Source organism: Xanthomonas sp. CFBP 8443 (assembly GCF_025666195.1).
GTDB lineage: Bacteria > Pseudomonadota > Gammaproteobacteria > Xanthomonadales > Xanthomonadaceae > Xanthomonas_A.
Window position 1 is genome coordinate 87,571 of sequence record NZ_CP102592.1, and the last position, 23,923, is coordinate 111,493.

Consider the following 23,923-nt stretch of genomic DNA (forward strand, 5'->3'; position numbering starts at 1 on the left):
CAGGGAAGTCTTCATGCACGGTCTCAATCCCCCCCAACGCGCCGCGGTGCTGCATTGCGAAGGCCCGTTGCTGGTGCTGGCCGGCGCCGGCAGCGGCAAGACCCGCGTGATCGTGGAAAAGATCGCGCACCTGATCGCCACCGGCCGCTACCCGGCCAAGCGCATCGCCGCGATCACCTTCACCAACAAGTCGGCCAAGGAAATGCGCGAGCGCGTGGCCAAGCGCATCCGCGGCGACGCCGCCGACGGCCTGACCATCTGCACCTTCCATGCGCTGGGACTGAAGTTCCTGCAGATCGAGCACGCCGCGGTCGGCCTGAAGCGCGGCTTCTCGATCTTCGACGCCGACGATGCCGCCGCACAGATCAAGGACCTGATGCACGGCGCCAAGCCCGATGCGATCGACGATGCCAAGAACCTGATCTCGCGCGCCAAGAACGCCGGGCTATCGCCGGAGCAGGCGATGGCCGCGGCGCGCAGCAACCGCGAGCAGGAAGCGGCCAGCCTGTACGAGCGCTACCAGGCGCGGCTGAGCACGTTCAACGCGGTGGACTTCGACGACCTGATCCGCCTGCCGGTGCAGGTGCTGGAGGAGAACGAGGACATCGTCATGGCCTGGCGCGAGCGCATCGGCTACCTGCTGGTGGACGAGAGCCAGGACACCAACGACGCGCAGTACCGGTTGCTGAAGATGCTGGCCGGCCCGCGCGGAAACTTCACCTGCGTGGGCGACGACGACCAGAGCATCTACGCCTGGCGCGGCGCCAACCCGGAAAACCTGATGCAGATGGGCCGCGACTATCCGGCGCTGCAGATCGTCAAGCTGGAGCAGAACTACCGCTGTTCCAACCGCGTGCTGCGCGCGGCCAATGCGCTGATCGCGCACAACCCGCACGAACACCTGAAGACCCTGTGGAGCGACCAGGCCGACGGCGAGCGCATCCGCGTGTGGGAATGCCGCGACAGCGAGCACGAGGCGGAGAAGGTCGCCGCCGAGATCGCCTACCTGGGCGCCGCCAAGCAGGCGCCGTGGAGCGATTTCTGCATCCTGTTCCGCGGCAATTTCCAGTCGCGGCCGCTGGAAAAGGCCTTGCAGATCGCCGGCGTGCCGTACCACATCACCGGCGGCACCGCGTTCCTGGAGCGGCAGGAAGTGAAGGACGTGCTGTCGTGGCTGCGGCTGTTGGTCAATCCCGACGACGATGCCGCGTTCCTGCGTGCGGTGCAGGCGCCCAAGCGCGAAGTCGGCGCCACCTCGCTGGCCAAGCTGGCGGAACTGGCGTCGGCCAAGCATCTGCCGATGTCGCGCGCGGCCGAGTCGATGGGTGCGCTGCAGCAGCTGCCGCCGCGCGCGGCCAACGGCCTGAGCGATTTCGTCGACGTCCTGCACGAGTTGCGCACCGCCTCGCTGACCCTGTCCTCGGCCGACGTGGTACGCCAGCTCGCCGAGCAGTCGGGCCTGATCCGCGAGCTGCGCAGCCAGTGCAAGGACGAGACCACCTTCCAGCGCCGCCGCGGCAACCTGGAAGAACTGGCCAAGTGGTTCGAGGGCGGCCCGCGCGGCGCCACCGTCGGCGACCTGGCCGCGCAGCTGGCGCTGCTGTCGCGCAACGACAAGGACGACGGCGGCAACCAGGTACGGATGATGACGATGCACGCGTCCAAGGGCCTGGAGTTCCGCTACGTGTTCATCGTCGGCTGCGAGGACGGCGTGCTGCCGCACGAGGTCAGCCTGGAGGAAGGCAACCTGCAGGAAGAGCGGCGGCTGCTATACGTGGGCATCACCCGTGCCAAGGAGCAGCTGTGGATGAGCTACAGCAAGCTGACCCGCAAGTTCGGCGAACACATCCGGCTCAAGCCCAGCCGCTTCTTCGACGAGATCCCGGCCGAGGAGATGCAGCGCGACGGCGCCGACCCCGTGGCCGACGCCGAGCGCAAGAAGGAGCGCGCCACGGCCGGGTTGGCAGCGATCCAGGCGTTGTTTGATTGAAGGCGGGGATTGGGGAGTGGGGATTGGGGATTCGTAGCGGCGGTTGTGCACCGTGCCGCGATTGGCGGGTACTGTGATGTAGCGTGCGTATGTGCTGGAGTCCCCTTCTCCCTGCGGGACCACGGCCCCCTTTTCGGGGGAAGGTGCCCCGAAGGGGCGGATGAGGGTACGAGCGCAGCCTCGTGCCCCCAAACTCCGCGAGACGCTTCGCGCCGTACCCTCACCCCAACCCCTCTCCCGAGGGGAGAGGGGCTCAACCCGGTGCTTTTACATGGCCGGTCGAGTGCACTGTAGGAGGGGCTTCAGCCCCGAACGCTTTTTTCTCAGCACGACGGGGATTGCAGCTTCGCGCGTCGCGACTGAAGTCGCTCCCACAAGAAGCGGTGTCGCCGGAGGCTGCGGCTCCCTCGAGCAGAGTCGCTCGGCGGGCGCTAGGAAGTAGCTGGCTGGGTGCACTGTGGGAGGGACTTCAGTCCCGACGCGGTTCACTTGGCCGTGGCTGCTGCCTGCTTCGTTCGTCGCGACTGAAGTCGCTCCCACAGGAAGCGGTGTTGCCAGAGGCTGCGGCTCTCTCGAGTAGAGTCGCTCGGCAGGTGCTTGGTAATAGCTAGCCGCGGGCACTGTGGGAGGGACTTCAGTCCCGACGTTGTTTCACTTGGCCGCTGCCAGCTTCGAGCGTCGGGACTGAAGTCCCTCCCACAAAAAAGAAGAGGCCGCTTTCGCAGCCTCTACATGTACTGTCCGCAGGCCTGCTTACGACGACAGGTGCTCGATCGCCGCGACGCTGCCGAGGCGGTCGCCCAGGCGCTTGAGCAGGGCCAGGCGGTTGCCGCGCAGCTCTTGGTCGTCGACGTTGACCATCACCCCGTCGAAGAACGCGTCCACCTGCGGCCGCAGCCGCGCCAGGAAGTTCAGTACGGTGACGTAGTCGTGCTGGCGCAGCGCGCCGTCGGTTTCCACGATCGCCGCTTCCACCGCTTCGGCCAGTGCGCTTTCGGCCGGCTCGCGCAGCAGGGTCGGGTCGATCTGCGCAGGAATCGCGCCTTCTGCCTTGCGCAGGATGTTGCGGATGCGCTTGTTGGCCGCAGCCAGCGCCTCTGCCTCTGGCAGCGTGGCGAAGATGCCGATCGCGTCGATGCGGCGGTCGAAGTCGTACAGCGATCCGTGGGTGGCGGTCGCGGCTGAAGCCGCTCCTACAGAAGCCGCGCTTCCTTCAGCCCCGACCGAGAACAAGGCGGCCACCGCGTTGAAATGCGTCGCCGGCACGCCCTTGTCGGTGTAGTAGCCGCGCAGGCGGTCGAGGATGAAGTCAAAGACTTCTGCTGCGACTTCATGGTCATTTGCCATGTGCCCGCCTCCGACTTGTACGTCAGCGACTTTTACGCCCTTGCGCTTGGCACTATCGGCCTCAGCCTGCTGTTTGGCTGCTTTGGAGAACAACATGGCAGTACTGGAAGAATGAACCGCTGCGCCTAATGCGTCTCGCAGATTCAGATCAAATCCACTCTCAATGATAGTCCGCGCCAACCCCAGCGCATTGCGCCGCAGCGCGAACGGGTCCTTGTTGCCGGTCGGCTTCAGGCCCGCGGCGAAGCCACCGGCCAGCGTGTCCAGGCGTTCGGCAATCGCCAGCACCTTGCCCAGCGGCGACAGCGCGATGTCGTCGCCGGCGAAGCGCGGCTGGTAGGCCTCGTCGATCGCCAGGGCGATCTCGCCCGGTTCGCCGGCGGCCTTGGCGTAGTGGCGACCGGCGATGCCCTGCAGTTCCGGGAATTCGTTGACCATGCGCGACTGCAGGTCGTTCTTGCTCAATTCGGCGGCGCGGCGCGCCTGCGCCGCGTCCACGCCGACCAGCGGCGCGATCGCCTCGGCCAGCGCGGCCACGCGCTGTACCTTGTCGGCGATGCTGCCGAGCTTGGCCTGGTAGGTCACGCTGGCCAACCCTGCGCCCATCGCGACCAGGCCCTGCTTGAGGTCCTCGTCGAAGAAGAACTTGGCGTCGGCGAAGCGCGGGCGGATCACCCGCTCGTAGCCCTTGGCCACTTCGGCCACGTCGCGCGAGACGATGTTGGCGATGCCGATGAAGTGCTCGGTGAGCTTGCCGCCGGCGTCGAGTACGGGGAAGAACTTCTGGTTGCTCTCCATCGTCTCGATCAGCGCTTCCTGCGGCACCGCCAGGAACGCCTGTTCGAAATGGCACAGCACCGCCGACGGCCATTCGACCAGGTTCACCACCTGCTCCAGGTTGTCGTCGGAAATGCGCGCGCTGCCGCCGGCCTGGCGCGCGGCCTGCTCGACCTCGGCGACGATGCGCGCGCGGCGCGCGTCCGGATCCACCAGCACCTGCGCGGCTTGCAATGCGGCCACGTAGTCGCCCGGCTGGGCCAGTGCGACCGGTGCGTCGTGCAGGAAGCGGTGGCCGCGGCTAATGCGGTCGGCCTGCACGCCGAACAACTGCACCGGCACCACCTCGCTGCCGAACAGCAGCACCAGCCAGTGCACCGGCCGCGCGAATCCGTAATCGTGGTCGCCCCAGCGCATCGGCTTGGGGATCGGCATCGCCGCGATCGCCTCGCGCAGGATCTCCGGCAGCAGCGCGGTCGTCTGCGCGCCCGGGGTCACCGCGCGGTGCACGAAACGTTCGCCCTTGGCGTCGCTGGTGCGCTCCAGCGCGGTCCAGTCGATGCCGGCCTTGGCGGCGAAGCCGGCCAGCGCCTTGGTCGGCTGGCCATCGGTGTCCAAAGCGATGTTGAGATACGGGCCGAGCACTTCCGAACGCTGCTCCGGCTGTTCCGCAGCCACGCCCGGCAGCAGCACCGCCAGCCGGCGCGGGGTGGACAGCGGCCTGGCGTCGCCGCGCTCGACCGCGATGCCGCGCTTCTCCAGCCCGGCGATCACCCCGTCGAACAAGGCCTGCGCCAGGCCCGGCAGCGCCTTGACCGGCAGTTCCTCGGTACCCAGTTCGATCAGCAGGGGATGTAGTGCGCTCATGTGTCGGACCTTGCTAGCAGTTCCCTTCTCCCTGCGGGAGAAGGTGCCCCGAAGGGGCGGATGAGGGTACGGGCGGAGCTCTGGGAAATTCAGGTCTGCAGGGCTTCGCCCCGGACCCTCACCCCAACCCCTCTCCCGGAGGGAGAGGGGCTTTACAGCCTCAGCGCTTCACGCCGGGGAAGCCCAGCTTCTCGCGTTGCGCGTGGTAGGCCTTGGCCACCGCCTGCGCCAGCGCGCGCACGCGCAGGATGTAGCGCTGGCGTTCGGTCACCGAGATCGCGCGGCGCGCGTCGAGCAGGTTGAAGGCGTGGCTGGCCTTGGTCACCTGCTCGTAGGCCGGCAGCGGCAGGCCGAGCTCGACCAGGCGCTGCGCCTCGCGCTCGCAGGCGTCGAAGCGGTGGAACAGTTCGGCCACGTCGGCGTGCTCGAAGTTGTACGCGCTCTGCTCCACCTCGTTCTGGTGGTAGACGTCGCCGTAGGTGACCGGCGTACCGTCCGGGCCGTAGGTCCACACCAGGTCGTAGACGTTGTCGCAGTTCTGCAGGTACATGCACAACCGCTCCAGGCCATAGGTGATCTCGCCCAGCACCGGCTTGCATTCCAGGCCGCCGGCCTGCTGGAAGTAGGTGAACTGGGTGACCTCCATGCCGTTGAGCCACACCTCCCAGCCCAGGCCCCAGGCGCCGAGCGTGGGCGATTCCCAGTTGTCCTCGACGAAGCGCAGGTCGTGCACCAGCGGATCGATGCCCAGCGCCTTGAGCGAATCCAGGTACAGCTGCTGGATGTTGTCCGGGTTCGGCTTCATCGCCACCTGGTACTGGTAGTAGCGCTGCAGGCGGTTCGGGTTCTCGCCGTAGCGGCCGTCGGTGGGGCGGCGGCAGGGCTGCACGTAGGCCGCGTTCCACGGCTCCGGCCCGAGCGCGCGCAGGAACGTGGCCGGATGGAAGGTGCCGGCGCCCACTTCCAGGTCCAGCGGTTGGATCAGCACGCAGCCGTGCTGCGCCCAGAACTGGTTGAGGGTCTGGATCAGACCCTGGAACGTGATCGGAACGGACCGGGAGACGGGCATGCAGCAAAGGCCGGCAAAAGGGGTGCGCTAGTATAGCGACCGACTTGCGGGGACTTCCGCGCACCGGACCTGACCATGGATTCGCGACCTGCCGCGCAGCCGCCCGCCGTGCCCGTACCCGCTGCCGTGTCGCTGCCGCCCGGGCGCCTGAGTTTCGAGCGCGTGGCCGCCGCGTTGCTCGCCGACGGCCTGGTCGCGCCGGCCGAGCGCGGCCGCATGCAGTTCTCGGCGCAGTCCGCGCGCACCGTCAGCGACGTGCATCCGCTGGTGCTGCTGTCCAACCTGAAACTGGCCGCGACCCGCCCGCCAGGCAGCGAACTGGGCCTTGAACGGCTGACCGAATGGCTGGCGCAGCGCTGCGGCCTGCGCTACCTGCGCATCGACCCGACCCGGGTCGACGTGGCCGCGGTCACCGCCGTGGTCTCGCACGCCTACGCGCGCCGCCACCGCATCCTGCCGCTGGCGCTGGACGCCGAGCGCGTGCTGGTGGCGACCAGCGAGCCGCTGGCGCTGGACTGGCTGGCCGACGTGCAGCACCTGGCGCGGCGCCGGATCGAGATCGCGGTGGTCAACCCGCTGGACCTGCACCGCTACACGATGGAGTTCTTCGGCGTGACCCGCTCGGTGCGCGGCGCCAAGGACGGGCGCAACGAGCAGAGCAGCGGCCTGCCCAGCTTCGAGCAGCTGGTGGAACTGGGCCGCGGCGGCGACGTCAACGCCGACGACCACCACATCGTGCACATCGTCGACTGGCTGCTGCAGTACGCCTACGAGCAGCGCGCCAGCGACATCCACCTGGAGCCGCGGCGCGAGGCCGGGCGCATGCGCTTCCGCATCGACGGCGTGCTGCACAAGGTGCTGGAAGTGCCGCCGGCGGTGATGACCGCCATCGTCAGCCGGATCAAGGTGCTCGGGCGCATGGACCTGGCCGAGCGCCGGCGCCCGCAGGACGGGCGCATCAAGACCCGCTCGCCGGGCGGACGCGAGACCGAGATGCGCCTGTCGACGATGCCCACCGCGTTCGGCGAGAAGTGCGTGATGCGCATCTTCGACCCGGACGCGGCGTTCAAGAGCGTGGACCAGCTTGGCTTCAGCGCGCAGGAGGCGGCCGGCTGGTCGGCGCTGGTCGAGCGCCCGCACGGCATCGTGCTGGTCACCGGCCCGACCGGCTCGGGCAAGACCACCACGCTGTATTCCACGCTCAAGCGCCTGGCCACCCCCGACGTGAACGTGTGCAGCGTGGAGGACCCGATCGAGATGATCGCGCCGGAGTTCAACCAGATGCAGGTGCAGACCAACATCGACCTGGACTTCGCCAGCGGCGTGCGCACCCTGCTGCGGCAGGACCCGGACATCATCATGATCGGCGAGATCCGCGACCTGGAAACCGCGCAGATGGCGGTGCAGGCCTCGCTGACCGGGCACCTGGTGCTGTCCACCCTGCACACCAACGACGCGCCCTCGGCGATCACCCGCCTGCTCGACCTGGGCGTGCCGCACTACCTGGTCGCCTCCACCCTCAACGGCGTGCTGGCGCAGCGCCTGGTGCGCACCCTGTGCAGTCACTGCAAGCGCCCGCACGCGCTCAGCGACATCGAGTGGGACGCGCTGCGCGAGCCGGGCGAAGCGCTGCCGGAGGAGTTGCACACGCACGCTCCGGTCGGCTGTCTGGAATGCCGCCGCACCGGCTACCTGGGCCGGGTCGGCCTGTACGAACTGCTGCCGGTGACGCCGCGCCTGCGCACGCTGATCCGCGCCGACATGGACCTGGCCGGCTTCAGCCGCGCCGCGCAGGCCGAAGGCGTGCGCAGCCTGCGCCGCGCCGGCCTGGAAAAGGTCGCCGCCGGGCTGACCACCATCGAGGAAGTGCTGTCGGTGCTGCCGCCGCGCGAGTAGGCGGCGCCTACCCCGGGATCACCGCGGTCGCGAACGGCGAGAGTGCCTGCCAGCCCAGCGCGCGGTAGAGCGCACGGCCTTCGTCGGTGGCGACCAGGATCTGCTGATCCGGCGTGCGGCATGCCGATCCCAGCGCCTGCATCAGACAGCGGCCCAGGCCGCGGCGGCGGTGTGCCGGCGCGACGGCGATGCGGTCGTAGACGAACACGCCCGCCGCGGCGATCGCGTAGCCGCTGGCGGCGACATCGCCGCCGCACAGGATCGCCACGGTCCAGACCGGGCCTTGCGCCGACCGTTCCATGCGATAGCCGGCCGGCAAGGTACAGCAAGGCGGCGCCGCCGACCGGCTCTGCATCACCCAGCGCATGGGCTGCAGCTGCCAACGCGGCGGCAGGTGTTCGGCCAATTGCCGCGCGCTGCCGCACAACTTCAGGAACACGCGCGGTTGCTCGATGCGCGCGGCCAATGCGGCCAGCCCCGCAACCGGTTCGGCGAAGACGTAGCGGATGCGTTCCTGCGCCTGGCCGGTATCCACCCGCAGCCCGCCATGATCGGGCACCGGCAGGGGCAGTTCGCGCCCTACCGAGCGCGCATGCAGCCAGGCCTGGACGAGCGGCAGGTCGATCGCAGAGGATGAAATGGCCATGGCGCCGCAGCAGTCGATGCTGCTCCGATGATAGCGCCGGACGCGGCGAGGCTTGAAAAGCGCCTGCCGATGCTGTCTAAATCGGGTCATGCCGCTGGGATCCTACCGTCCGTCCGCCGCGCCCTTCCTGATCCTCGAGACCGGCGAGCCGGTGGCGACGATGCGGCGCTATGGGCGCTTCCCGCACTGGATCCGCGTCGCCGCCGGCCTGGCCGAGCGCGACACCGTGGTCGCCAATGTCGCCGCTGGCGCCGCGCTGCCCGCGCGCGCGGGCTTCGCCGGGATCATCGTCACCGGCTCGGCCGCCTTCGTCACCGACCGCGCCGACTGGAGCGAGCGCTCGGCCGACTGGCTGCGCGAGGCCGCTCACGACGGCACGCCGCTGCTGGGCATCTGCTACGGCCACCAGCTGCTGGCGCATGCGCTGGGCGGGGAGGTCGCCTACAACCCGGCCGGGCGCGAATCGGGCACCGTGCATATCGACCTGCACCCGCCGGCGTTCGACGATCCGCTGTTCGCCGGCCTGCCCGAACGCTTCCCGGCCCACGCCACGCACTTGCAGACGGTGCTGCGCGCGCCGGTCGGCGCCACCGTGCTGGCGCGCTCGGCGCAGGACCAGTGCCATGCCTTCCGCTGGGGCGAGGCAGCCTGGGGCGTGCAGTTCCACCCGGAATTCGCCACCCACCACATGCGCGGCTACGTGCACGCCCGCGCCGACTGTCTACGCAGCGCCGGCCGCTGCGCCCGTACCATCGCCCGCGAGGTCAGCGCCGCGCCATTGGCGCGCAAGCTGCTGCGGCGCTTCGTTCAGCACGCGCGCGGCCAGCAAACCGCCGGCGGCCAGGCAAAACCGCGATAATCTGTGCAGGCGCCGCGTCGTACGGCGCCCCCCACTTCGGATTGGCAATGATCGAGATTCGCAAGCTGCCGGCCTCGGCCGGCGCGGAATGGCTGTTGAGCGGGATCGCGCTGCTGCGCCGCGCGCCGCTGGCGCTGGGCCTGTTGGGGGTGATCTGGGGCCTGGCGGCGCTGCTGGCGTTGCTGATGGGCGCGCTGAGCCCGACCCTGGGCATGCTGGCGCAATTGCTGCTGGGCCTGGCCGGGCCATTGCTGTTCGGCGGGCTGGTGTGGGCGGTACGCGAAGTGGACCAGGGCCGCACCGCGCAGCCGGCGCACCTCCTGCAGGGCGTGCACGACGGCCGCGCGCCGAGTCTGCTGGTGGCGCTGCTGCCGCAGGTGGTGGTCGGCCTGGCGCTGGGCGCCCTGGCCCTGGTGGTGGTCGGCCAGAGCGGCTGGGAGCAGCTGGCGACGGTGATGACCAAGCTCAACGAACTCGGTCAGTCCAGCGCCCAGCCGGATCCGGCGCAGGTCGAGCAGCTGGTGGCGACGCTGCCGGCGATGCGCATCCTGCTGTGGCTGCTGCTGGTGTTCGTCGGCTTCGTGGCGGTGACCCTGACCCTGTTCGTGCTCGCCCCGCAGGTGATGTTCGACGGTCGCGGTGGCCTGGCGGCGATGCGCAACAGCCTGCGCGCCTGCCTGCACAACCTGCCGGCGATGCTGGTGTTCTTCATCCTGGCCTTCATCGCGATGTTCGCGCTGTATTTCGCCCTGGTGCTGGTGATCCTGCTGGTGCAGGCGCTGGCCGGGCCGACGATCGCGGCCCTGGTCGCGCAATTGCTGCTGATGGCGCTGGCGATGCCGGCGCTGGCCGGCGCGGTGTACGCGGCATGGAAGCAGATGTTCGTGCACACCGGCGATACCGCGCCGGCGGTGCCGCCGCCGCCTTCCAATGTGTTTGTGGCCTGAGCAGCCGGGACTCGGGACTCGGGACCGGGGACTCGGAAAAGCGGGGCTCCCGCTCTCTGTAGGAGTCAACTGTCATGCAGAAGCGATCTCCGGAGGAGCGTAAGGCGCCTGGTCTCGGGCAATGGCATTGAGCCATCGCAGGTACTTGTGCATGCACGCGACAATGGCGACCTTGGCGGGTTTGCCTGCGGCGGTCAGGCGGGCGTAGGTGTGTGACAGCGGGGAGCCGGTGCGGATGGAGGCCCACGTGGCCATGTACAGCACTCGTCGCACGTCGGCGCGTCCGCCCTGGATGCGGCGTTGGCCGCGCCAGCGGCCGCTATCGCGATTGAACGGCGCCAGCCCGACCAAGGCGATGATCTTGCGCGGATGCACGGTGCCCAGCTCGGGGAGCCGGGCTGCCAGGGTGGCGCGCAGGATCGGGCCAAGCCCAGGCAATTTGGGCAGGCTGGAGCAGGCAGCCCCCGCCTGTGCGATCTGCCGGGACACGTTACAGATGCGCTGCTGCAGCAGCGCGATCACCTCGAGCCATTGGTCGCGCACCGCCTTGCAGGTCACGTGCTCCATGCAGCGGCGCTGCGCATCGCGCTGGGCGACCAGGGTGCTGCGCAGGTGGAGCAGTTCGCGCAGCGCCTGCAGCGGCGCAGGGAGCACCGCGGTGGGCTGAGCGTGGATGCACTGGGCCGCCACAGCCAGCAACCGCGCATCCAGAGCATCGGTCTTGGCCTTGAGTCCCAACGCGTGCGCCAGCGCACGAGGACGCTGGGCAGGCAGCCGGACCGCGGGCAGACCAGCCTGCGTCAGCACCTGCACTATCGCCCGTTCGTAGCCACCGCTGGCCTCCAGCACGATCCGCTCGCATCCCAGCAAGGCCAGGCGTTCGGCCAGGCCGGCGTGCCCCTCGGGCGTATTGGCCTGAGTCCAGGTCAGCCCATCCGGCAAGACGTGAACGACCAGCTCGGCCTTGGAGACATCGATCCCGACAAAGCGCTGCATAGACATAGGCGTTCTCCGCAGTAAACTCAGGGACGAGAGATCTCCTGCCGATGCCCATGCTTGTAGGTTCGAGCTCGCGGCTCAGGCAACTGTTCGGGCTTGCTGGCAGGAGAAACGGAGTGCGGCGGCCCTGACTCCTACTCGTGCTCGTGAGGCACTGCGACTTAGCGGCCTGCCGCACTCCGCTCTCACCTCAACGATAGACCTGCGTAAGACACAAGCGACTTCAGTCGCGACGGGCTTTACCGGAGCTGCTTGGTCACGGCAGACGCACTGACGCTAGGCAGCGCCAAGCGGGAAATCCGCTAGTCGCGGACTTCCACTTCCGGCGGCTTCCTGGTCACCGCCGCCGCGGCGATGATGCCCAGTTCGTACAGCAGGCACATCGGGATCGCCAGCATCAGCTGCGAGACCACGTCCGGCGGGGTCAGCACCGCGGCCAGCACGAAGATGCCGACCACCGCGTAACCGCGGCCTTCGCGCAGCTGCTGTGGGGTCACCCAGCCGAGCAGGGCCAGAATCACCAGCGCCACCGGCAGTTCGAAGCTGGCGCCGAAGGCGAAGAAGATCGCCAGCACGAAATCCAGGTACGCGCCGGCGTCGGGGGTGAGCTGGATGATGTCCGGCTTGAACGTGGTCAGGAAGTGGAACACCGCCGGCAGCACCAGGAAATAGGCGAAGGCGCAGCCCACGTAGAACAGCAGCACTGCCGAGGCCAGCAGCGGCAGCGCCAGGCGCTTCTCGCGCTGGTACAGGCCCGGGGCGACGAAGGCCCAGGCCTGGTACAGCAGCCACGGCACGGCGATGAACACGCCCACGAAGAAGGTCAGCTTGAGCGGGGCGAACACCGCGCCGGCCGGGTGGGTGGCGATCACGCTCTGGCCGATCGGCAGCTGCGCCAGCATCGGCGCGGCCAACCAGGTGTAGATGGGCTTGGAGAAGGGCAGCAGCGCCAGCACCACCACGCCCAGGCCGAGCAGCGCGCGCACCAGGCGCGCGCGCAATTCGACCAGGTGTTCGATCAGGCTGCTTTCGGCTTCCGGATTCATCGCGGCGCCTCAGGAGTGCCGTTGGGCGGTGTGGCGCCAGGTGCCGGTGCTGCGGGCGCGGCGTCGTGCGGGACGGGCCGCGGTTCGGTGGAGGCGTGCGTGGGCGCAGCGGGCTGCGGCGCCGCGGACGGCTCCGCAACGGCGGGCACGCCGGCCGGCGGCAGCTGCTCCACCGGCTGCGCCGGGGCCTGCGGTTCGGCGGATGCGGCGTCGGCGAACGGCTCCGGCCCGGTCGGGTCGATCTCGCGGCGCAGCGCCTCGGTCTCGCGCTGCAGCTGCTGGCCGCCGTCGCGCAACTGCGATTCGGCCTGGCGCAGCGAGGCCTGCACGTCCTGCAGGCTGCGCTTGAGTTCTTCCGCTTCCAGTTCGCGCTCCAGTTCCTGCTTCACCGAGTCCCACTGCGCGCGCGCGCGGCGCACCCACAGCCCGGCGAAGCGCGCGGCCTTGGGCAGCCGTTCCGGGCCGAGCACCACCAGCGCCACCACAGCGATCAGCAGCAGTTCGCTGAATCCGATATCGAACACGCCAGCGGCTTCCGATCAGCGCGCGTCGCGGTCGCGTTCGGCCTGGGTCTCGCGGGACTGTTCGCTGCGCGACTCGTCGCCGAGCTGGCCGGCGGGCTTGTCTTCGTCGCGCATGCCTTTCTTGAATTCCTTGACCGCACTGCCGAGATCCTTGGCGCCGCTGGTCAGCCGCTTGGTGCCGAACACCAGCAGCACGATCACCAGCACCACAAGCCAGTGCCAGATGCTAAAACCGCCCATGATCCGCTCGCAGAGAAGTCGTAAGGAACGCGCAGGATAACGCACCGCGCCGCGGTGCGTTCGGTGCGGCGCGCCGAAGGCGTGTCAACGCATTTCCGGAGTGGGCTGTGCCGCTGTTGCGCGTGCACGCGGCAAGGAACAGGGGGAGACGTGGCGCTGTCCACACCTGGCGCTGACGCGGCGGCCGGCGCATGCCACCGCCGCCCTGCCGGATGCGGGCCTGGCGGGCCGTCAGCCGCGCTCGCGGCTGGAATCGACTGGCCACAGTCAGGCACTGCGCCACGCGGCACCGGGCGACGGCCTGTCAGGCCGTCGCCGCCTATTCGGGAATGAATGGGCGCCTAGCGATTGCCGTCGAGCGATTCGGTGCGGATCTCGCCTTCGGATACCGGCTGGAAGCCGCCCTGCGGCGGCGGCGTCTGCGGCGGCGCCTGCAAGGGCGCGGTGCTGGCGCCGTCGGCGGGTTCGGCACCAGTCGCTGGCGCGGCCTGCGCCGAGGGCTGCGGCCGCGGCGGCGGGGCGCTGGCGGTGCGGGTGGCGCCGCCGTCGGTGCCGCGGCTCTGCCGCGCCGCGTAGGTGGCTTCCTCGAGCTTGTCGCGGAACGCGACCACGTCGTTGGACGGCAGGCTGGTGGTGCGGCCTTCGAAGATCATGCGCGGGGTGGTGTTGCTGCCGTACACGTTGAGATCGGCGGCATCGTCGATCTGCAGCGCGGCGCCGTCCAGCGCCACGCCGGCGAACAGGCCGCGCGCGCGCGACCACGACCAGATCTCGGCCTTGAGCTGGCCGTCGGTGGCGGCCGAGGCGTTGCGCCCGACCGGGCCGGCGGCGACGCCGGCATCGGCGCCGAGGGTGAACTTGCCGTTGACGATGTTGTCCAGGCTGCGGTCGTTGCGGAACACCAGCACCACGTCGGAGGACTGCACGCCGACCTGGAAGCCGATGCTGCCGCCGGTGAGCTTGACGAACACCGGGTTGGACCAGGTGCCGTCGGGACGCTTGACCGACATCAGGCCGTGGCCGCGGCGCCCGCCGATCACCAGGCCGGCCTTGAGCGTGTCCGGGATCACCACGATCGCGCGGCCCTCGTCGAGCAGCTTGTCGGGGATGGACTGCTCCGGGATCTCCTGGATGTCGCTCAGCACGCGCAGCGCGTTGCGCGCGCGCTCGTCTTCTTCCGGGCCGGCCACGGCATGGCCGACGAACAGCGTGGTGCTCAACAACAGGGCGATGCGCGGCAGGCGAGGCATGGCGGGCTTCCGAAATAGGTCCGCAGCAAGATACTGCAAGTCCTTGAACTTAGTCACAGCGCAATGAATCGGCAATGAGCGATGGCGCTGCGCGTGCGGGCATGCCGATCGTTTCGATAGACACGATCGCAACGCGCGCGACGGGCGCCTCTGCCACAATGCGTGCATGTCCGACGCACCCGATACCGCCGTGCTGGTGGTGAACCTAGGCACGCCCGAGGCGCCGACCGCGCCTGCGGTCGCCCGCTACCTGGCCGAATTCCTCGGCGATAAACGCGTGGTGGCGATTCCCAAGCTGTTCTGGTGGCCGCTGCTGAACTGGATCATCCTGCCGCGCCGCTCGCCGCGCTCGGCGGAGAAGTACGCCCTGGTGTGGCTGCCGGAAGGCTCGCCGCTGGCGGTGTACACCCGGCGCCTGGCCGAGGGCATGCAGCGCGAACTGCCCGACCACCGCGTGGCCTGGGCGATGCGCTACGGCACGCCGGCGCTGGCGCCGGCCCTGGACGCGCTGCGCGACGGCGGCGTGCGCCGGATCGTGGTGTTGCCGCTGTACCCGCAGTATTCGACCACCACCACCGCCTCGATCGAGGACGTGGTGCAGGCCTGGCAGGCGCGCAATCCGCAGCTGCCGGTGACCCTGATCGAGGACTATCCGACCGACCCGGGCTGGGTCGAAGCGGTCGCCGACAGCGTGCGCGCGCACTGGGCGCAGCACGGCCGCGGCGAGACCCTGTTCTTCTCCTTCCATGGCCTGCCGCAGCGCGTGGCCAACAACGGCGATCCGTACCCGCAACGCTGCGAGGCCAGCGCGCAGGCGATCGCCGCAGCGCTGGGCCTGGACGCCGGCGAGTGGCAGCTCGGCTACCAGTCGCGCTTCGGCGCCGAGCGCTGGCTGCAGCCCTACGCCGAGCCGAGCCTGTGGCAATTGGCCGAGCAGGGCACCAAGCGGGTCGACGTGATCTGCCCGGGCTTCGCTACCGACTGCCTGGAAACGCTGGAGGAAGTGGCCATGGGCTTCGTCGAGACCTGCGCCGCGCGCGGCATGCAGGTGCGTTACATCCCCTGTCTCAACGACGCCCCGGCGCACGCGCGCGCGCTGGCGCAGCTGGCCGCGCGCGCCGCATGACATTGCGTCCGTTCGCCTGCCCGTCGCGGGTGGGCATGCTGGCCGGGCTGCGCAGCGGCGATCCGCAGGGCCCCAAGGTGCTGGCGCTGCACGGCTGGCTGGACAATGCCGCCAGCTTCGTGCCGCTGAGCGCGCAGCTGCCGCAGCTGGACCTGGTGCTGCTGGACCTGCCCGGCCACGGCCACAGCGATCCGCTGCCTGCCGGCGCCGACTACCTGCTGACCGGCGCGCTGCATCCGCTGCTGGACGCGGCCGACGCGCTGGGCTGGGAGCGCTTCGCGGTGATCGGCCATTCGATGGGCGCGGCGATCGCCAGCACCCTGGCCGCGGCGGTGCCGCGGCGGGTCGCCAAGCTGGTCGCGATCGAGATGCTCGGCGGCCTGGCCGAGACCGTGGAGGGCACGCTGGAGCGGCTGCGCGACAGCGTCGACGCGACGCGACGCGCGAACACCGCGCCGCTGCGCGTGTTCCCCGACCTGGCCGCGCCGGTGCGCGCGCGGATGCAGGCCAACCAGCTCAGCGAGCCGGCGGCGCGCCTGCTGGTGGAACGCGGGGTGCGACCGGTCGAGGGCGGCTACGTCTGGCGCAGCGACCGGCGCCTGACCCTGCCCACCGCGGTGCGGTTGAGCGAGGCGCAGGTGCAGGCGCTGCTGGCCGGCATCGAGTGCCCGACGCAGGTGATCTACGCCGATCCGGCGCAACCGTACTTCCCCGAGCCGCTGCGGCGCGAGCGCGCGGCGCGGCTGCGCCACGGCCGCGTGCACGTGCTACCGGGCACCCACCACCTGCACATGGAACAGCCGGCCGCGGTGGCGGCGCTGCTGCGCGACTTCCTCTGAGCCGCCGGCCTGCGCCGCCCGGCTAGGCTCCCTATCGCTGAATGACGAACCTGCACAATCTCCGTGAAGCTTGTGTGTAGAAAAGATTTCGCTTAAGTTCCCGCCACGCCTGCCGACAAAACAGGCATAGACGCGATACGTCTTGCGTACGCGGCCCGATCCCGGCGTCATGACATGCCGGCGTAGTGCCGCTCGGACCGTATCGCTCGCTGGCGCCGGAGGCCGCGCCAGGTGTGAGGTAGGCGGGGAGAGGGGGCCTGCCGGGCGCTGCGCGTGGAGTTCTTCTTCCGCAGCGCTGAGGCGAAATCCGCCGATCCGACCCGTCGCTGCATTGTCGACGCCGCTGCGTCGCATCGAGACGAACACCCACTCCGAACAGGTTTGCCGGATCAGCCCGGCGGCATCGCGCTGTGGGCCGACTGCCCGGTCGGCGAACGGCTGGCTACATCTGCAGGCCGGCGTTGCCGGCATCCGCGCGCCTTGCCGTTGTCGGCTTGAGTTGATGACGGCGAGGCGCCGGGTCGCCCTGGGCCGCCGGTCGTGCCCGGTGTGCGAAGGCCCGCTGTGACCGGAGCCGCACACCCGGCTGGCCCAACGACCGCCGATCGAGCGGTCGGCCGACGGTACGGTCGCATCTGCAGGCCGACGTTGCCCGGCATCCACGCGCGCTGCAGTCCGGCCCGGTGAGCGACGCAACAAAGTCGGCGCTGCCGGTTCTTGGGCCGATGCCGATGACGGCATGCGGGAGCGGCCCGGGTCGCCCCGGACCATCGTCGCGACCGGCGTTGCCGAGAAAGCCTGCTGCGACCGGAGCCGAATGCCCGGCTAGCTCAACAACCGTCGCATTTGCGCCTTCAGGCGCCGCCCGTGCGCGTGGAAATAGTCGCGCTCGGCGCGCCAGGCCGGGAACCGCGCTTCCACTTCGCGCCAGAACGCGGGCGAGTGGTTGGCCTGGATCAGGTGGCACAGCTCGTGGACCAGCACGTACTCGAACGCCGACGGCCGCCCCAGCACCAGCGCCAGGTCCAGCGCCATCGAGCCGTCGGGCGCCAGCGAGCCCCATTGCGAGGACATCACCTTCAGCCGCACCCGCGCCGGCGCGCGCGGCAGCGACGGCAGGTACCTGGGCAGCCAGCGGCCGACGTCGGCGCGCGCCTGCGCTTCATAGAACTCGCGCAGCGCCCGCGCGATGGCCGCATCGCCGGCGCGCGCCGGCAGCTGCAGCTGCGCGCCCTCGGCATCGACCTGCAGGTGCGCGTAGCGGCCTTCGCTCCAGCGCAGCGGCAGGCGCTCGCCGCGCAGCGGCAGCCAGCCGGGCACGCCGCGTTCGAGGCCCGGTTCGTTGTCTTCGTCCTGGTAGCGCGCCAGCTGCTCGCCGAGCCAGTGCCGGTGCTCGAGCAGGAACCGCTCGCCGGACACCAGGCTGGCGCGCAGCGGCAGGGTCAGGCGCGCGCCGCGTTCGTCGACGCTGAGCTTGATCCGCCGCGCGCGCGGGTCGCGCACGCGCAGCACCTCGATCTCGCGCTCGTCCAACCGCAGGCGGACGAGGTCGCGTTCGACCGCCGCGGCAGGCGGCGCGATCAGGCGACGAAGGAAATCGGGCATGCGCACAGCATACCGCTCATGCGTGCGTGCACGGTGACTGCGCGCACCGATCGCGCCGCATGCTTCAGCTGAATTCCGTCACGGGCGCCCCCGATCGTTCGGCAGGGGATCCGAGCAGCGCATGCCACGGCCCCTGTAGGAGCGGCTTCAGCCGCGACGAACGAAGTCAGGAAGCCGGCCGGTTTGGCAGCAGTCGGGACTGAAGTCCCTCCCACAGTGCACCCAGTCGGCATGCTGGGGCTCCTTTGTGGGAGCGACTTCAGTCGCGACGAGCGAAGTCAGGAAGTTGTCCGGCTTCGGTAGCTGCTGGCCGGGGCTGAAGCCCCTCCTACAGTGCACCTAACCAGCAGGCGCGGCTTGTGTAGGAGCGGCTTCAGCCGCGACGAACGAAGTCAGGAAGCCGGCCGGTTTGGCAGCAGTCGGGACTGAAGTCCCTCCCACAGTGCACCCAGCCGGCATGCTGGGGCTCCTTTGTGGGAGCGACTTCAGTCGCGACGAGCGAAGTCAGGAAGTTGTCCGGCTTCGGTAGCTGCTGGCCGGGGCTGAAGCCCCTCCTACAGTGCACCTAACCAGCAGGCGCGGCTTGTGTAGGAGCGGCTTCAGCCGCGACGAACGCAGCCGGAAAATTGCTCGGCTCCGGCAGCAGTCGGGACTGAAGTCCCTCCCACAGTGCACCCAGCCGGCATGCTGGGGCTCCTTTGTGGGAGCGACTTCAGTCGCGACGAGCGAAGTCAGGAAGTTGTCCGGCTTCGGTAGCTGCTGGCCGGGGCTGAAGCCCCTCCTACAGTGCACCCAACCAGCAGGCGCGGCTTGTGTAGGAGCTGCTTCAGCCGCGACGAACGCGGCCGGAAAATTGCTCGGCTCCGGCAGTCGGGACTGAAGTCCCTCCTACAGTGCACCCAGCGGGCATGCTGGGGCTCCCTTGTGGGAGCGACTTCAGTCGCGACGAGGGGAGCCGCCAGGTCGAGCGACTCGCTGCCGGCCTTGCCTCAGGCCTCTGCCTTGCTCAGCTTCAGCGCCTCTTCCAGCAGCAGGAACAGGCGCCGCACTTCGGCGCTCATCAGCGCGAAGCGGGCGTCCAGTTCGGCGCGCACGCCGTCCTGGTCGGCGTTCTCCAGTTGGTCCAGGGCGCCGTCGAGGAATTTCAGCTTGCGGATCACCAGGTCGTCGCCGAGCACGAAGGAGACGTGGTCGTCCAGGATCAGCGCCAGCTTGGTGACCTGCTTGCCGGCTTCCAGGTGCTTGTCGATCTCGTCGCAGCGCAGTTCCTGGTGCTGGCACTTGACCACCGCGCCGCCTTCGATCGGATCCTTCATCTCGCACTCCTCGCCCAGGCTCAGGCCTTCGGGCAGGGGCTCGCCGGCGATCCAGCCGGTCAGGATCGAGCGCGGCGCCACTTCCGCGTTCAGCGGCAGCGCCGGGAAGCTGCCCAGCACGCCGCGGATCTCGGACATCACGTTCTCGCCGCTCTTGCGGCTGGAGGTGTCTACCGCGACGTAGCCGTGCTGCAGGTCGAGCATCGCGTCGGTGCGCGAGGTCTTGACGAAGGCGCGCGGCAGCAGCTCGTGGATCAGGTCGTCCTTGAGCCGCTTGCGCGCCTTGCCGCCGGGCCGGCGCCCTTCCTTCTCCTCGATCTCGGCGACCTTGCGCTCGAGCAGGTCGTTGACCACCGAACCGGGCAGGATCTTGTCCTCGCCGCCGACGGTCAGCCACAGGAACTCGGCGATGCGGTGCGACAGCACCTCGCGCTCGTCGCGGCCGAACGGGGAGATGAAGCCGCGCGAGCTCATTTCCAGCGGGCCGACCGGCTTGAGCTGGACCTCCGGCAGGAGCTTGTCGATCTCGGAGAAGTCGAGGGTGGTGGGGAAGCGGAACAGGGTCAGGTTGCGAAAGAACATCGAGCATCCAGCAGAAGGAAAACGGAACGGCCCGGCGCCAGGCGCAGGGTGGGGCAGCGGGCATTGTCGCATCGCTCCCGCCCCGATACCGCAACGCGCGGTTCAGCGGCCGATGCGTCAGGCCCCGTCGTCCAGCGGCCAGCCGGCGGCGGACCCGCCAGCGGCGGCGCCGAGCGTGCGGAAATCGAACAGGGCCGGGTCGGCCAGCTGCGCCGGCTGCACGTTGCCCATGGCGCGCGCGATCTGCTCGATGCGGCCCGGATGCTCGCGGTCCCACTGCTGCAGCATCAGCCCGACCTGGCGCCGCTGCAGGTTGTCCTGGCTGCCGCACAGCGTGCACGGGATCAGCGGGAAGCCGCGTGCCTGCGCGTACTCGGCGATGTCGGCCTCGCGCACGTAGGCCAGCGGCCGGATCACCACGTGCTGGCCATCGTCGCTGCGCAGCTTGGGCGCCATCGCCGCCAGCTTTGCGTGGAAGAACAGGTTCATGAAGAACGTGGCGACGAGGTCGTCACGGTGATGGCCCAGCGCGATCTTGCTGATGCCGTTCTCGGCGGCGTAGCGGTACAGCGCGCCGCGGCGCAGCCGCGAGCACAGCGAACACAGGGTCTTGCCCTCGGGCACCACGCGGCTGACCACCGAATAGGTGTCCTGCTCGATCACGTGCCAGGCCACGCCGAGCGCGCGCAGGTAGTCGGGCAGCACCTGCTCGGGAAAGCCGGGCTGCTTCTGGTCCAGGTTCACCGCCACCAGCTCGAACGGCACCGGCGCCTTGCGTTGCAACTGCAGCAGGATGTCCAGCAGCGTGTAGCTGTCCTTGCCGCCGGACAGGCACACCATCACCTTGTCGCCGGCTTCGATCATGCCGAAATCGGCGATCGCCTGGCCGACCTGCCGGCACAGGCGCTTGCCCAACGCCGACGGCGTACGCCGCTCGCGCGGGGCGGGATCGGCAAGGCGTTGCGGCAGGGGCAGGGGCGTGGACGGCATCGGCGCGCATTGTAGTCGGCGCGACGCGGGGCGCGTTGCAATGGAAGCACGCACCGCGCTCAGGAGGCGCTGCGCGTGATCCCGACAACGGCACGGCACCGGGGTGGTGCGCACGCGATGCGCATGGATGGCGCAGCGCAGCAAGCGTTTCGCCGATGGGCTGGGTAAAGTCGGCGTGTCCCCGGCTTGCGAACGCATCTGATGGCCCCGTCGGCTTCCCTCCGCAGTGAAGCTTTTTTTAGTCCGGTTTCTGGTAGCGCTACCATAACGTTGCGTCCGTCACGGTTCGCTCGCGGCAGCGGCCGTCGGTCGTCGTTCGGCATCGCCTGCGCTGGCACCAGGCCGCGCCGCCACGGCGGGCAAGGTGCCTGCGCCATCTGTATCGAACATCCGCGCGTCGCCGCTGGCGCTCACCAGCCGTGGCTGTGCGCACTGCCCCATCCATTCGCGGCCGCGTCGGCCGCCGTCTCGGCTGCCGGCATCGTGCCGGCCCGGCGGCGGCAACGCGCGTCCTCTTCTTCCTCCCACTGCACAGGACTCCATCTCCCATGAGCAACTCCGTCTATATCGGCGCCAAGGAATACTTCCCGGGCATCGGCCGCATCGCGTTCGAAGGCAAGGCCTCGGACAACCCGCTGGCGTTCAAGGTCTACGATGCGACCAAGCGCATCGGCGACAAGACCATGGCCGAGCACCTGCGCTTCGCGGTGGCGTACTGGCACAGCTTCTGCGGCAACGGCGCCGATCCGTTCGGGCCGGGCACGCGCGCCTATCCGTGGGACGCCGGCAGCGATGCGCTGGGCCGCGCCGAAGCCAAGGCCGACGCGGCGTTCGAGTTCTTCACCAAGCTCGGCGTGCCGTACTACTGCTTCCACGACATCGACCTGGCGCCGGACGCGGACGACGTCGGCCAGTACGAGAAGAATCTGCAGCACATGGTCGGCATCGCCAAGCAGCGCCAGGCCGACACCGGCATCAAGCTGCTGTGGGGCACGGCCAACCTGTTCTCGCACCCGCGCTACATGAACGGCGCGTCGACCAACCCGGACTTCAACGTTGTCGCGCGCGCGGCGGTGCAGGTCAAGGCCGCGCTCGACGCCACGGTGGAGCTGGGCGGGGAGAACTACGTGTTCTGGGGCGGCCGCGAAGGCTATGCCAGCCTGCACAACACGCAGATGAAGCGCGAGCAGGACAACATGGCGCGGTTCCTGACCATCGCGCGCGACTACGGCCGCAGCATCGGCTTCACCGGCAATTTCCTGATCGAGCCCAAGCCGATGGAGCCGATGAAGCACCAGTACGATTTCGACAGCGCCACGGTGATCGGCTTCCTGCGCCAGCACGGCCTGGACCAGGACTTCAAGCTCAACATCGAGGCCAATCACGCCACGCTGTCGGGCCACAGCTTCGAGCACGACCTGCAGGTCGCGTCCGATGCGGGCCTGCTGGGCAGCATCGACGCCAACCGCGGCAACCCGCAGAACGGCTGGGACACCGACCAGTTCCCGACCGACCTGTACGACACGGTGGGGGCGATGCTGGTGGTGCTGCGGCAGGGCGGGCTGGCGCCGGGCGGGCTGAACTTCGACGCCAAGGTGCGGCGCGAGTCGTCCGATCCGCAGGACCTGTTCCTGGCGCACATCGGCGGCATGGACGCGTTCGCGCGCGGGCTGGAGGTTGCGCATGCGCTGCTGACGGCCTCGCCGCTGGAGCAGTGGCGCGCCGAGCGCTACAGCAGCTTCGACAGCGGCGCCGGCGCGGCGTTCGCCGCCGGCAGCAGCACCCTGGCGGACCTGGCGGCGCACGCGGCCAAGGCCGGCGCGCCCCAGCAGGCCAGCGGCCGCCAGGAAGCCTACGAGAACCTGATCAACCAGTACCTGATTCGCTGATGCGGAGCAGGCCGACCGCCGCCGCGTCAGCGCCGCTCGGCGCGCGCGGTGGCCGGTGCGGCGACCGAATCGCGCTTGACCAGCTGATGAGCGAGCACATGATCGATCCTTGCCCGAGCCGTGTGTTCCTTGCTGCGGATGCTGCGCAGCAGGATGTCGATCGCCGCGTCGGCCATCGCCGCGATCGGCTGGCGGATGGTGGTCAGTTCCGGCCACACCGCGGTCGCGGCCGAGGTGTCGTCGAAGCCGACCACCGACAGGTCGCGCGGCACGTCCAGGCCGCGCCGGTGCGCGACCGAGATTGCCGCGGCGGCCATGTCGTCGTTGCTGGCGATGATCGCGCTGGGCCGCTGGCGCCGCGACAGCAGCTTCTCGGCGGCGTCCAGGCCGGAGCGGTAGGTGTAGTCGCCCGGCTGCAGCAGGTGCCGGTCCAGGCGCAGGCCGGCCTCGGCCAGCGCCGCCTGGAAGCCTTCGAAACGGCGCGCGCTGGCCGACAGGTTGGAGCGGCCGGCGATGTAGCCGATGCGGGTATGGCCCTGCGCGATCAGGTAGGCGGTGATGTCCTTGCTGGCGTTGAACTCGTCCACGCGCACGCAGGCCACCCGGTCGCTGAAACGGTCGGAGGCGATCGCCACCACCGGCACCTTGGCACGCACCAGTTCGTGGATCGCGGCCTCCGATTCGCACAGCGGCGGCGGCAGGATCACCCCGGCCACACCGCTCTTGGCCAGCTTGCGCGCGGCCTTGCGTTCGACTTCGGCGCCGAGGTCGTCCCAGTAGTCCACCACCACCTGGATCGAGGTGCGCGAGGCGGCGCGCAGCACGCCGACCAGCAGCTCGCCCAGGTAGGCGCCGCTGGGATTGCTGTAGATCAGCGCGACCCGCGTGCTCTGCGCGGCGGCCAGGGCGCTGGCCGCCAGGTTCGGCGTGTAGCCGAGCGTGTCGACCGCGCGCATGACCTGCTCGCGGGTGGTGTCGCGCACGTTGCCCTGGCCGTTGATCACCCGCGACACGGTCATCGGCGAGACCTTGGCGAGCGCGGCCACCTCGTCGATGGTCACGGCAAGGCTCTTGCGGCGAACCGATTTCCTGACCTTCTCCAAGATGTGCCTCTTCGCT

19 protein-coding genes are annotated in these 23,923 nt (G+C 69.6%); 7 read left to right on the forward strand and 12 right to left on the reverse strand.

Going from position 1 to position 23,923, the window contains the following annotated elements; all coding sequences use genetic code 11:
• Nucleotides 1–13 precede the first annotated feature (13 nt).
• Nucleotides 14–1,990 carry a DNA helicase Rep gene (gene rep, locus NUG20_RS00435; protein WP_263396529.1) on the forward strand — a complete coding sequence of 659 codons (1,977 nt, stop codon included), beginning with the start codon at nucleotides 14–16 and terminating at the stop codon, nucleotides 1,988–1,990.
• Between the two features lie 753 nt (nucleotides 1,991–2,743).
• Here rep and glyS read toward each other — a convergent pair.
• Both glyS and glyQ read right to left on the reverse strand, forming a co-directional pair.
• Nucleotides 2,744–4,981, reverse strand: coding sequence for a glycine--tRNA ligase subunit beta (gene glyS / locus NUG20_RS00440; RefSeq protein ID WP_263396530.1), 2,238 nt, complete (start codon nucleotides 4,979–4,981; stop codon nucleotides 2,744–2,746).
• 160 nt (nucleotides 4,982–5,141) lie between these two features.
• A complete protein-coding gene (gene glyQ / locus NUG20_RS00445) occupies nucleotides 5,142–6,050 on the reverse strand; it encodes a glycine--tRNA ligase subunit alpha (protein ID WP_263396531.1) in 909 nt (302 codons plus the stop codon).
• Between the two features lie 75 nt (nucleotides 6,051–6,125).
• On the opposite strand from glyQ, the gene NUG20_RS00450 reads away from it, so the two are divergent.
• On the forward strand, nucleotides 6,126–7,946 hold the full coding sequence (locus NUG20_RS00450; protein WP_263396532.1) for a GspE/PulE family protein: 1,821 nt from the start codon (nucleotides 6,126–6,128) through the stop codon (nucleotides 7,944–7,946).
• 7 nt (nucleotides 7,947–7,953) lie between these two features.
• Here NUG20_RS00450 and NUG20_RS00455 read toward each other — a convergent pair whose 3' ends face one another.
• Nucleotides 7,954–8,592: a GNAT family N-acetyltransferase gene (locus NUG20_RS00455; protein ID WP_263396533.1), complete on the reverse strand. Its 639-nt coding sequence runs from the start codon at nucleotides 8,590–8,592 to the stop codon at nucleotides 7,954–7,956.
• A gap of 88 nt (nucleotides 8,593–8,680) precedes the next feature.
• Between NUG20_RS00455 and NUG20_RS00460 the strand changes: the two genes are divergently transcribed.
• Together NUG20_RS00460 and NUG20_RS00465 are read left to right on the forward strand one after the other, a co-directional pair.
• Entirely contained in the window at nucleotides 8,681–9,451 is a 771-nt protein-coding gene (locus NUG20_RS00460) for a glutamine amidotransferase (protein ID WP_286038076.1), read from the forward strand.
• A gap of 47 nt (nucleotides 9,452–9,498) precedes the next feature.
• Entirely contained in the window at nucleotides 9,499–10,398 is a 900-nt protein-coding gene (locus NUG20_RS00465; RefSeq protein ID WP_263396534.1) for a BPSS1780 family membrane protein, read from the forward strand.
• 72 nt (nucleotides 10,399–10,470) lie between these two features.
• On the opposite strand, the gene NUG20_RS00470 is transcribed toward NUG20_RS00465, so the two are convergent.
• The 5 genes from NUG20_RS00470 to NUG20_RS00490 all read right to left on the reverse strand — a co-directional run bounded on the left by NUG20_RS00470 (nucleotide 10,471) and on the right by NUG20_RS00490 (nucleotide 14,457).
• The gene (locus NUG20_RS00470) at nucleotides 10,471–11,394 is read right to left on the reverse strand and encodes an IS110 family transposase (RefSeq protein ID WP_263395115.1); all 924 of its coding nucleotides are present in this window, start codon (nucleotides 11,392–11,394) and stop codon (nucleotides 10,471–10,473) included.
• 305 nt (nucleotides 11,395–11,699) lie between these two features.
• Entirely contained in the window at nucleotides 11,700–12,443 is a 744-nt protein-coding gene (gene tatC, locus NUG20_RS00475; protein WP_263396535.1) for a twin-arginine translocase subunit TatC, read from the reverse strand.
• A complete protein-coding gene (gene tatB, locus NUG20_RS00480) occupies nucleotides 12,440–12,967 on the reverse strand; it encodes a Sec-independent protein translocase protein TatB (protein WP_263396536.1) in 528 nt (175 codons plus the stop codon). The genes tatC and tatB overlap by 4 nt, the downstream gene beginning before the upstream one ends.
• Before the next feature lie 15 nt (nucleotides 12,968–12,982).
• Nucleotides 12,983–13,207 carry a Sec-independent protein translocase subunit TatA gene (gene tatA, locus NUG20_RS00485; RefSeq protein WP_263396537.1) on the reverse strand — a complete coding sequence of 75 codons (225 nt, stop codon included), beginning with the start codon at nucleotides 13,205–13,207 and terminating at the stop codon, nucleotides 12,983–12,985.
• Between the two features lie 341 nt (nucleotides 13,208–13,548).
• Nucleotides 13,549–14,457 (reverse strand): lipid-binding SYLF domain-containing protein, encoded by a 909-nt coding sequence (locus tag NUG20_RS00490; RefSeq protein WP_263396538.1) that lies wholly within the window; start codon nucleotides 14,455–14,457, stop codon nucleotides 13,549–13,551.
• Between the two features lie 166 nt (nucleotides 14,458–14,623).
• On the opposite strand from NUG20_RS00490, the gene hemH reads away from it, so the two are divergent.
• On the forward strand, nucleotides 14,624–15,583 hold the full coding sequence (gene hemH / locus NUG20_RS00495) for a ferrochelatase (protein WP_263396539.1): 960 nt from the start codon (nucleotides 14,624–14,626) through the stop codon (nucleotides 15,581–15,583).
• Nucleotides 15,580–16,422, forward strand: coding sequence for an alpha/beta fold hydrolase (locus tag NUG20_RS00500; protein ID WP_263396540.1), 843 nt, complete (start codon nucleotides 15,580–15,582; stop codon nucleotides 16,420–16,422). The genes hemH and NUG20_RS00500 overlap by 4 nt, the downstream gene beginning before the upstream one ends.
• 825 nt (nucleotides 16,423–17,247) lie before the next feature.
• On the opposite strand, the gene NUG20_RS00505 is transcribed toward NUG20_RS00500, so the two are convergent.
• The 3 genes from NUG20_RS00505 to ttcA form a co-directional block, all read right to left on the reverse strand.
• The gene (locus NUG20_RS00505; protein WP_263396541.1) at nucleotides 17,248–18,027 is read right to left on the reverse strand and encodes a YgjP family zinc-dependent metalloprotease; all 780 of its coding nucleotides are present in this window, start codon (nucleotides 18,025–18,027) and stop codon (nucleotides 17,248–17,250) included.
• 989 nt (nucleotides 18,028–19,016) lie between these two features.
• Nucleotides 19,017–19,925, reverse strand: a complete 909-nt coding sequence (locus NUG20_RS00510; RefSeq protein WP_263396542.1) for a recombination-associated protein RdgC — start codon at nucleotides 19,923–19,925, stop codon at nucleotides 19,017–19,019.
• Nucleotides 19,926–20,042: 117 nt separating this feature from the next.
• Nucleotides 20,043–20,915 carry a tRNA 2-thiocytidine(32) synthetase TtcA gene (gene ttcA, locus NUG20_RS00515; protein WP_263396543.1) on the reverse strand — a complete coding sequence of 291 codons (873 nt, stop codon included), beginning with the start codon at nucleotides 20,913–20,915 and terminating at the stop codon, nucleotides 20,043–20,045.
• 548 nt (nucleotides 20,916–21,463) lie between these two features.
• Here ttcA and xylA point away from each other — a divergent pair.
• Entirely contained in the window at nucleotides 21,464–22,804 is a 1,341-nt protein-coding gene (gene xylA / locus NUG20_RS00520) for a xylose isomerase (protein ID WP_263396544.1), read from the forward strand.
• A 26-nt stretch (nucleotides 22,805–22,830) separates the two neighbouring features.
• On the opposite strand, the gene NUG20_RS00525 is transcribed toward xylA, so the two are convergent.
• Nucleotides 22,831–23,907, reverse strand: coding sequence for a LacI family DNA-binding transcriptional regulator (locus NUG20_RS00525; protein ID WP_263396545.1), 1,077 nt, complete (start codon nucleotides 23,905–23,907; stop codon nucleotides 22,831–22,833).
• Between the last annotated feature and the right edge of the window lie 16 nt (nucleotides 23,908–23,923).

Bases quoted from the DNA above. Each gene is read 5' to 3' on its own strand.
- NUG20_RS00510 (WP_263396542.1), bottom strand. From the start codon at position 19,925: ATGTTCTTTCGCAACCTGACCCTGTTCCGCTTCCCCACCACCCTCGAC.
- NUG20_RS00460 (WP_286038076.1), top strand. From the start codon at position 8,681: ATGCCGCTGGGATCCTACCGTCCGTCCGCCGCGCCCTTCCTGATCCTC.
- NUG20_RS00455 (WP_263396533.1), bottom strand. From the start codon at position 8,592: ATGGCCATTTCATCCTCTGCGATCGACCTGCCGCTCGTCCAGGCCTGG.
- NUG20_RS00490 (WP_263396538.1), bottom strand. From the start codon at position 14,457: ATGCCTCGCCTGCCGCGCATCGCCCTGTTGTTGAGCACCACGCTGTTC.
- NUG20_RS00465 (WP_263396534.1), top strand. From the start codon at position 9,499: ATGATCGAGATTCGCAAGCTGCCGGCCTCGGCCGGCGCGGAATGGCTG.
- ttcA (WP_263396543.1), bottom strand. From the start codon at position 20,915: ATGCCGTCCACGCCCCTGCCCCTGCCGCAACGCCTTGCCGATCCCGCC.
- xylA (WP_263396544.1), top strand. From the start codon at position 21,464: ATGAGCAACTCCGTCTATATCGGCGCCAAGGAATACTTCCCGGGCATC.
- NUG20_RS00500 (WP_263396540.1), top strand. From the start codon at position 15,580: ATGACATTGCGTCCGTTCGCCTGCCCGTCGCGGGTGGGCATGCTGGCC.
- tatC (WP_263396535.1), bottom strand. From the start codon at position 12,443: ATGAATCCGGAAGCCGAAAGCAGCCTGATCGAACACCTGGTCGAATTG.
- NUG20_RS00505 (WP_263396541.1), bottom strand. From the start codon at position 18,027: ATGCCCGATTTCCTTCGTCGCCTGATCGCGCCGCCTGCCGCGGCGGTC.
- tatA (WP_263396537.1), bottom strand. From the start codon at position 13,207: ATGGGCGGTTTTAGCATCTGGCACTGGCTTGTGGTGCTGGTGATCGTG.
- glyS (WP_263396530.1), bottom strand. From the start codon at position 4,981: ATGAGCGCACTACATCCCCTGCTGATCGAACTGGGTACCGAGGAACTG.
- NUG20_RS00450 (WP_263396532.1), top strand. From the start codon at position 6,126: ATGGATTCGCGACCTGCCGCGCAGCCGCCCGCCGTGCCCGTACCCGCT.
- rep (WP_263396529.1), top strand. From the start codon at position 14: ATGCACGGTCTCAATCCCCCCCAACGCGCCGCGGTGCTGCATTGCGAA.
- glyQ (WP_263396531.1), bottom strand. From the start codon at position 6,050: ATGCCCGTCTCCCGGTCCGTTCCGATCACGTTCCAGGGTCTGATCCAG.
- NUG20_RS00470 (WP_263395115.1), bottom strand. From the start codon at position 11,394: ATGCAGCGCTTTGTCGGGATCGATGTCTCCAAGGCCGAGCTGGTCGTT.
- hemH (WP_263396539.1), top strand. From the start codon at position 14,624: ATGTCCGACGCACCCGATACCGCCGTGCTGGTGGTGAACCTAGGCACG.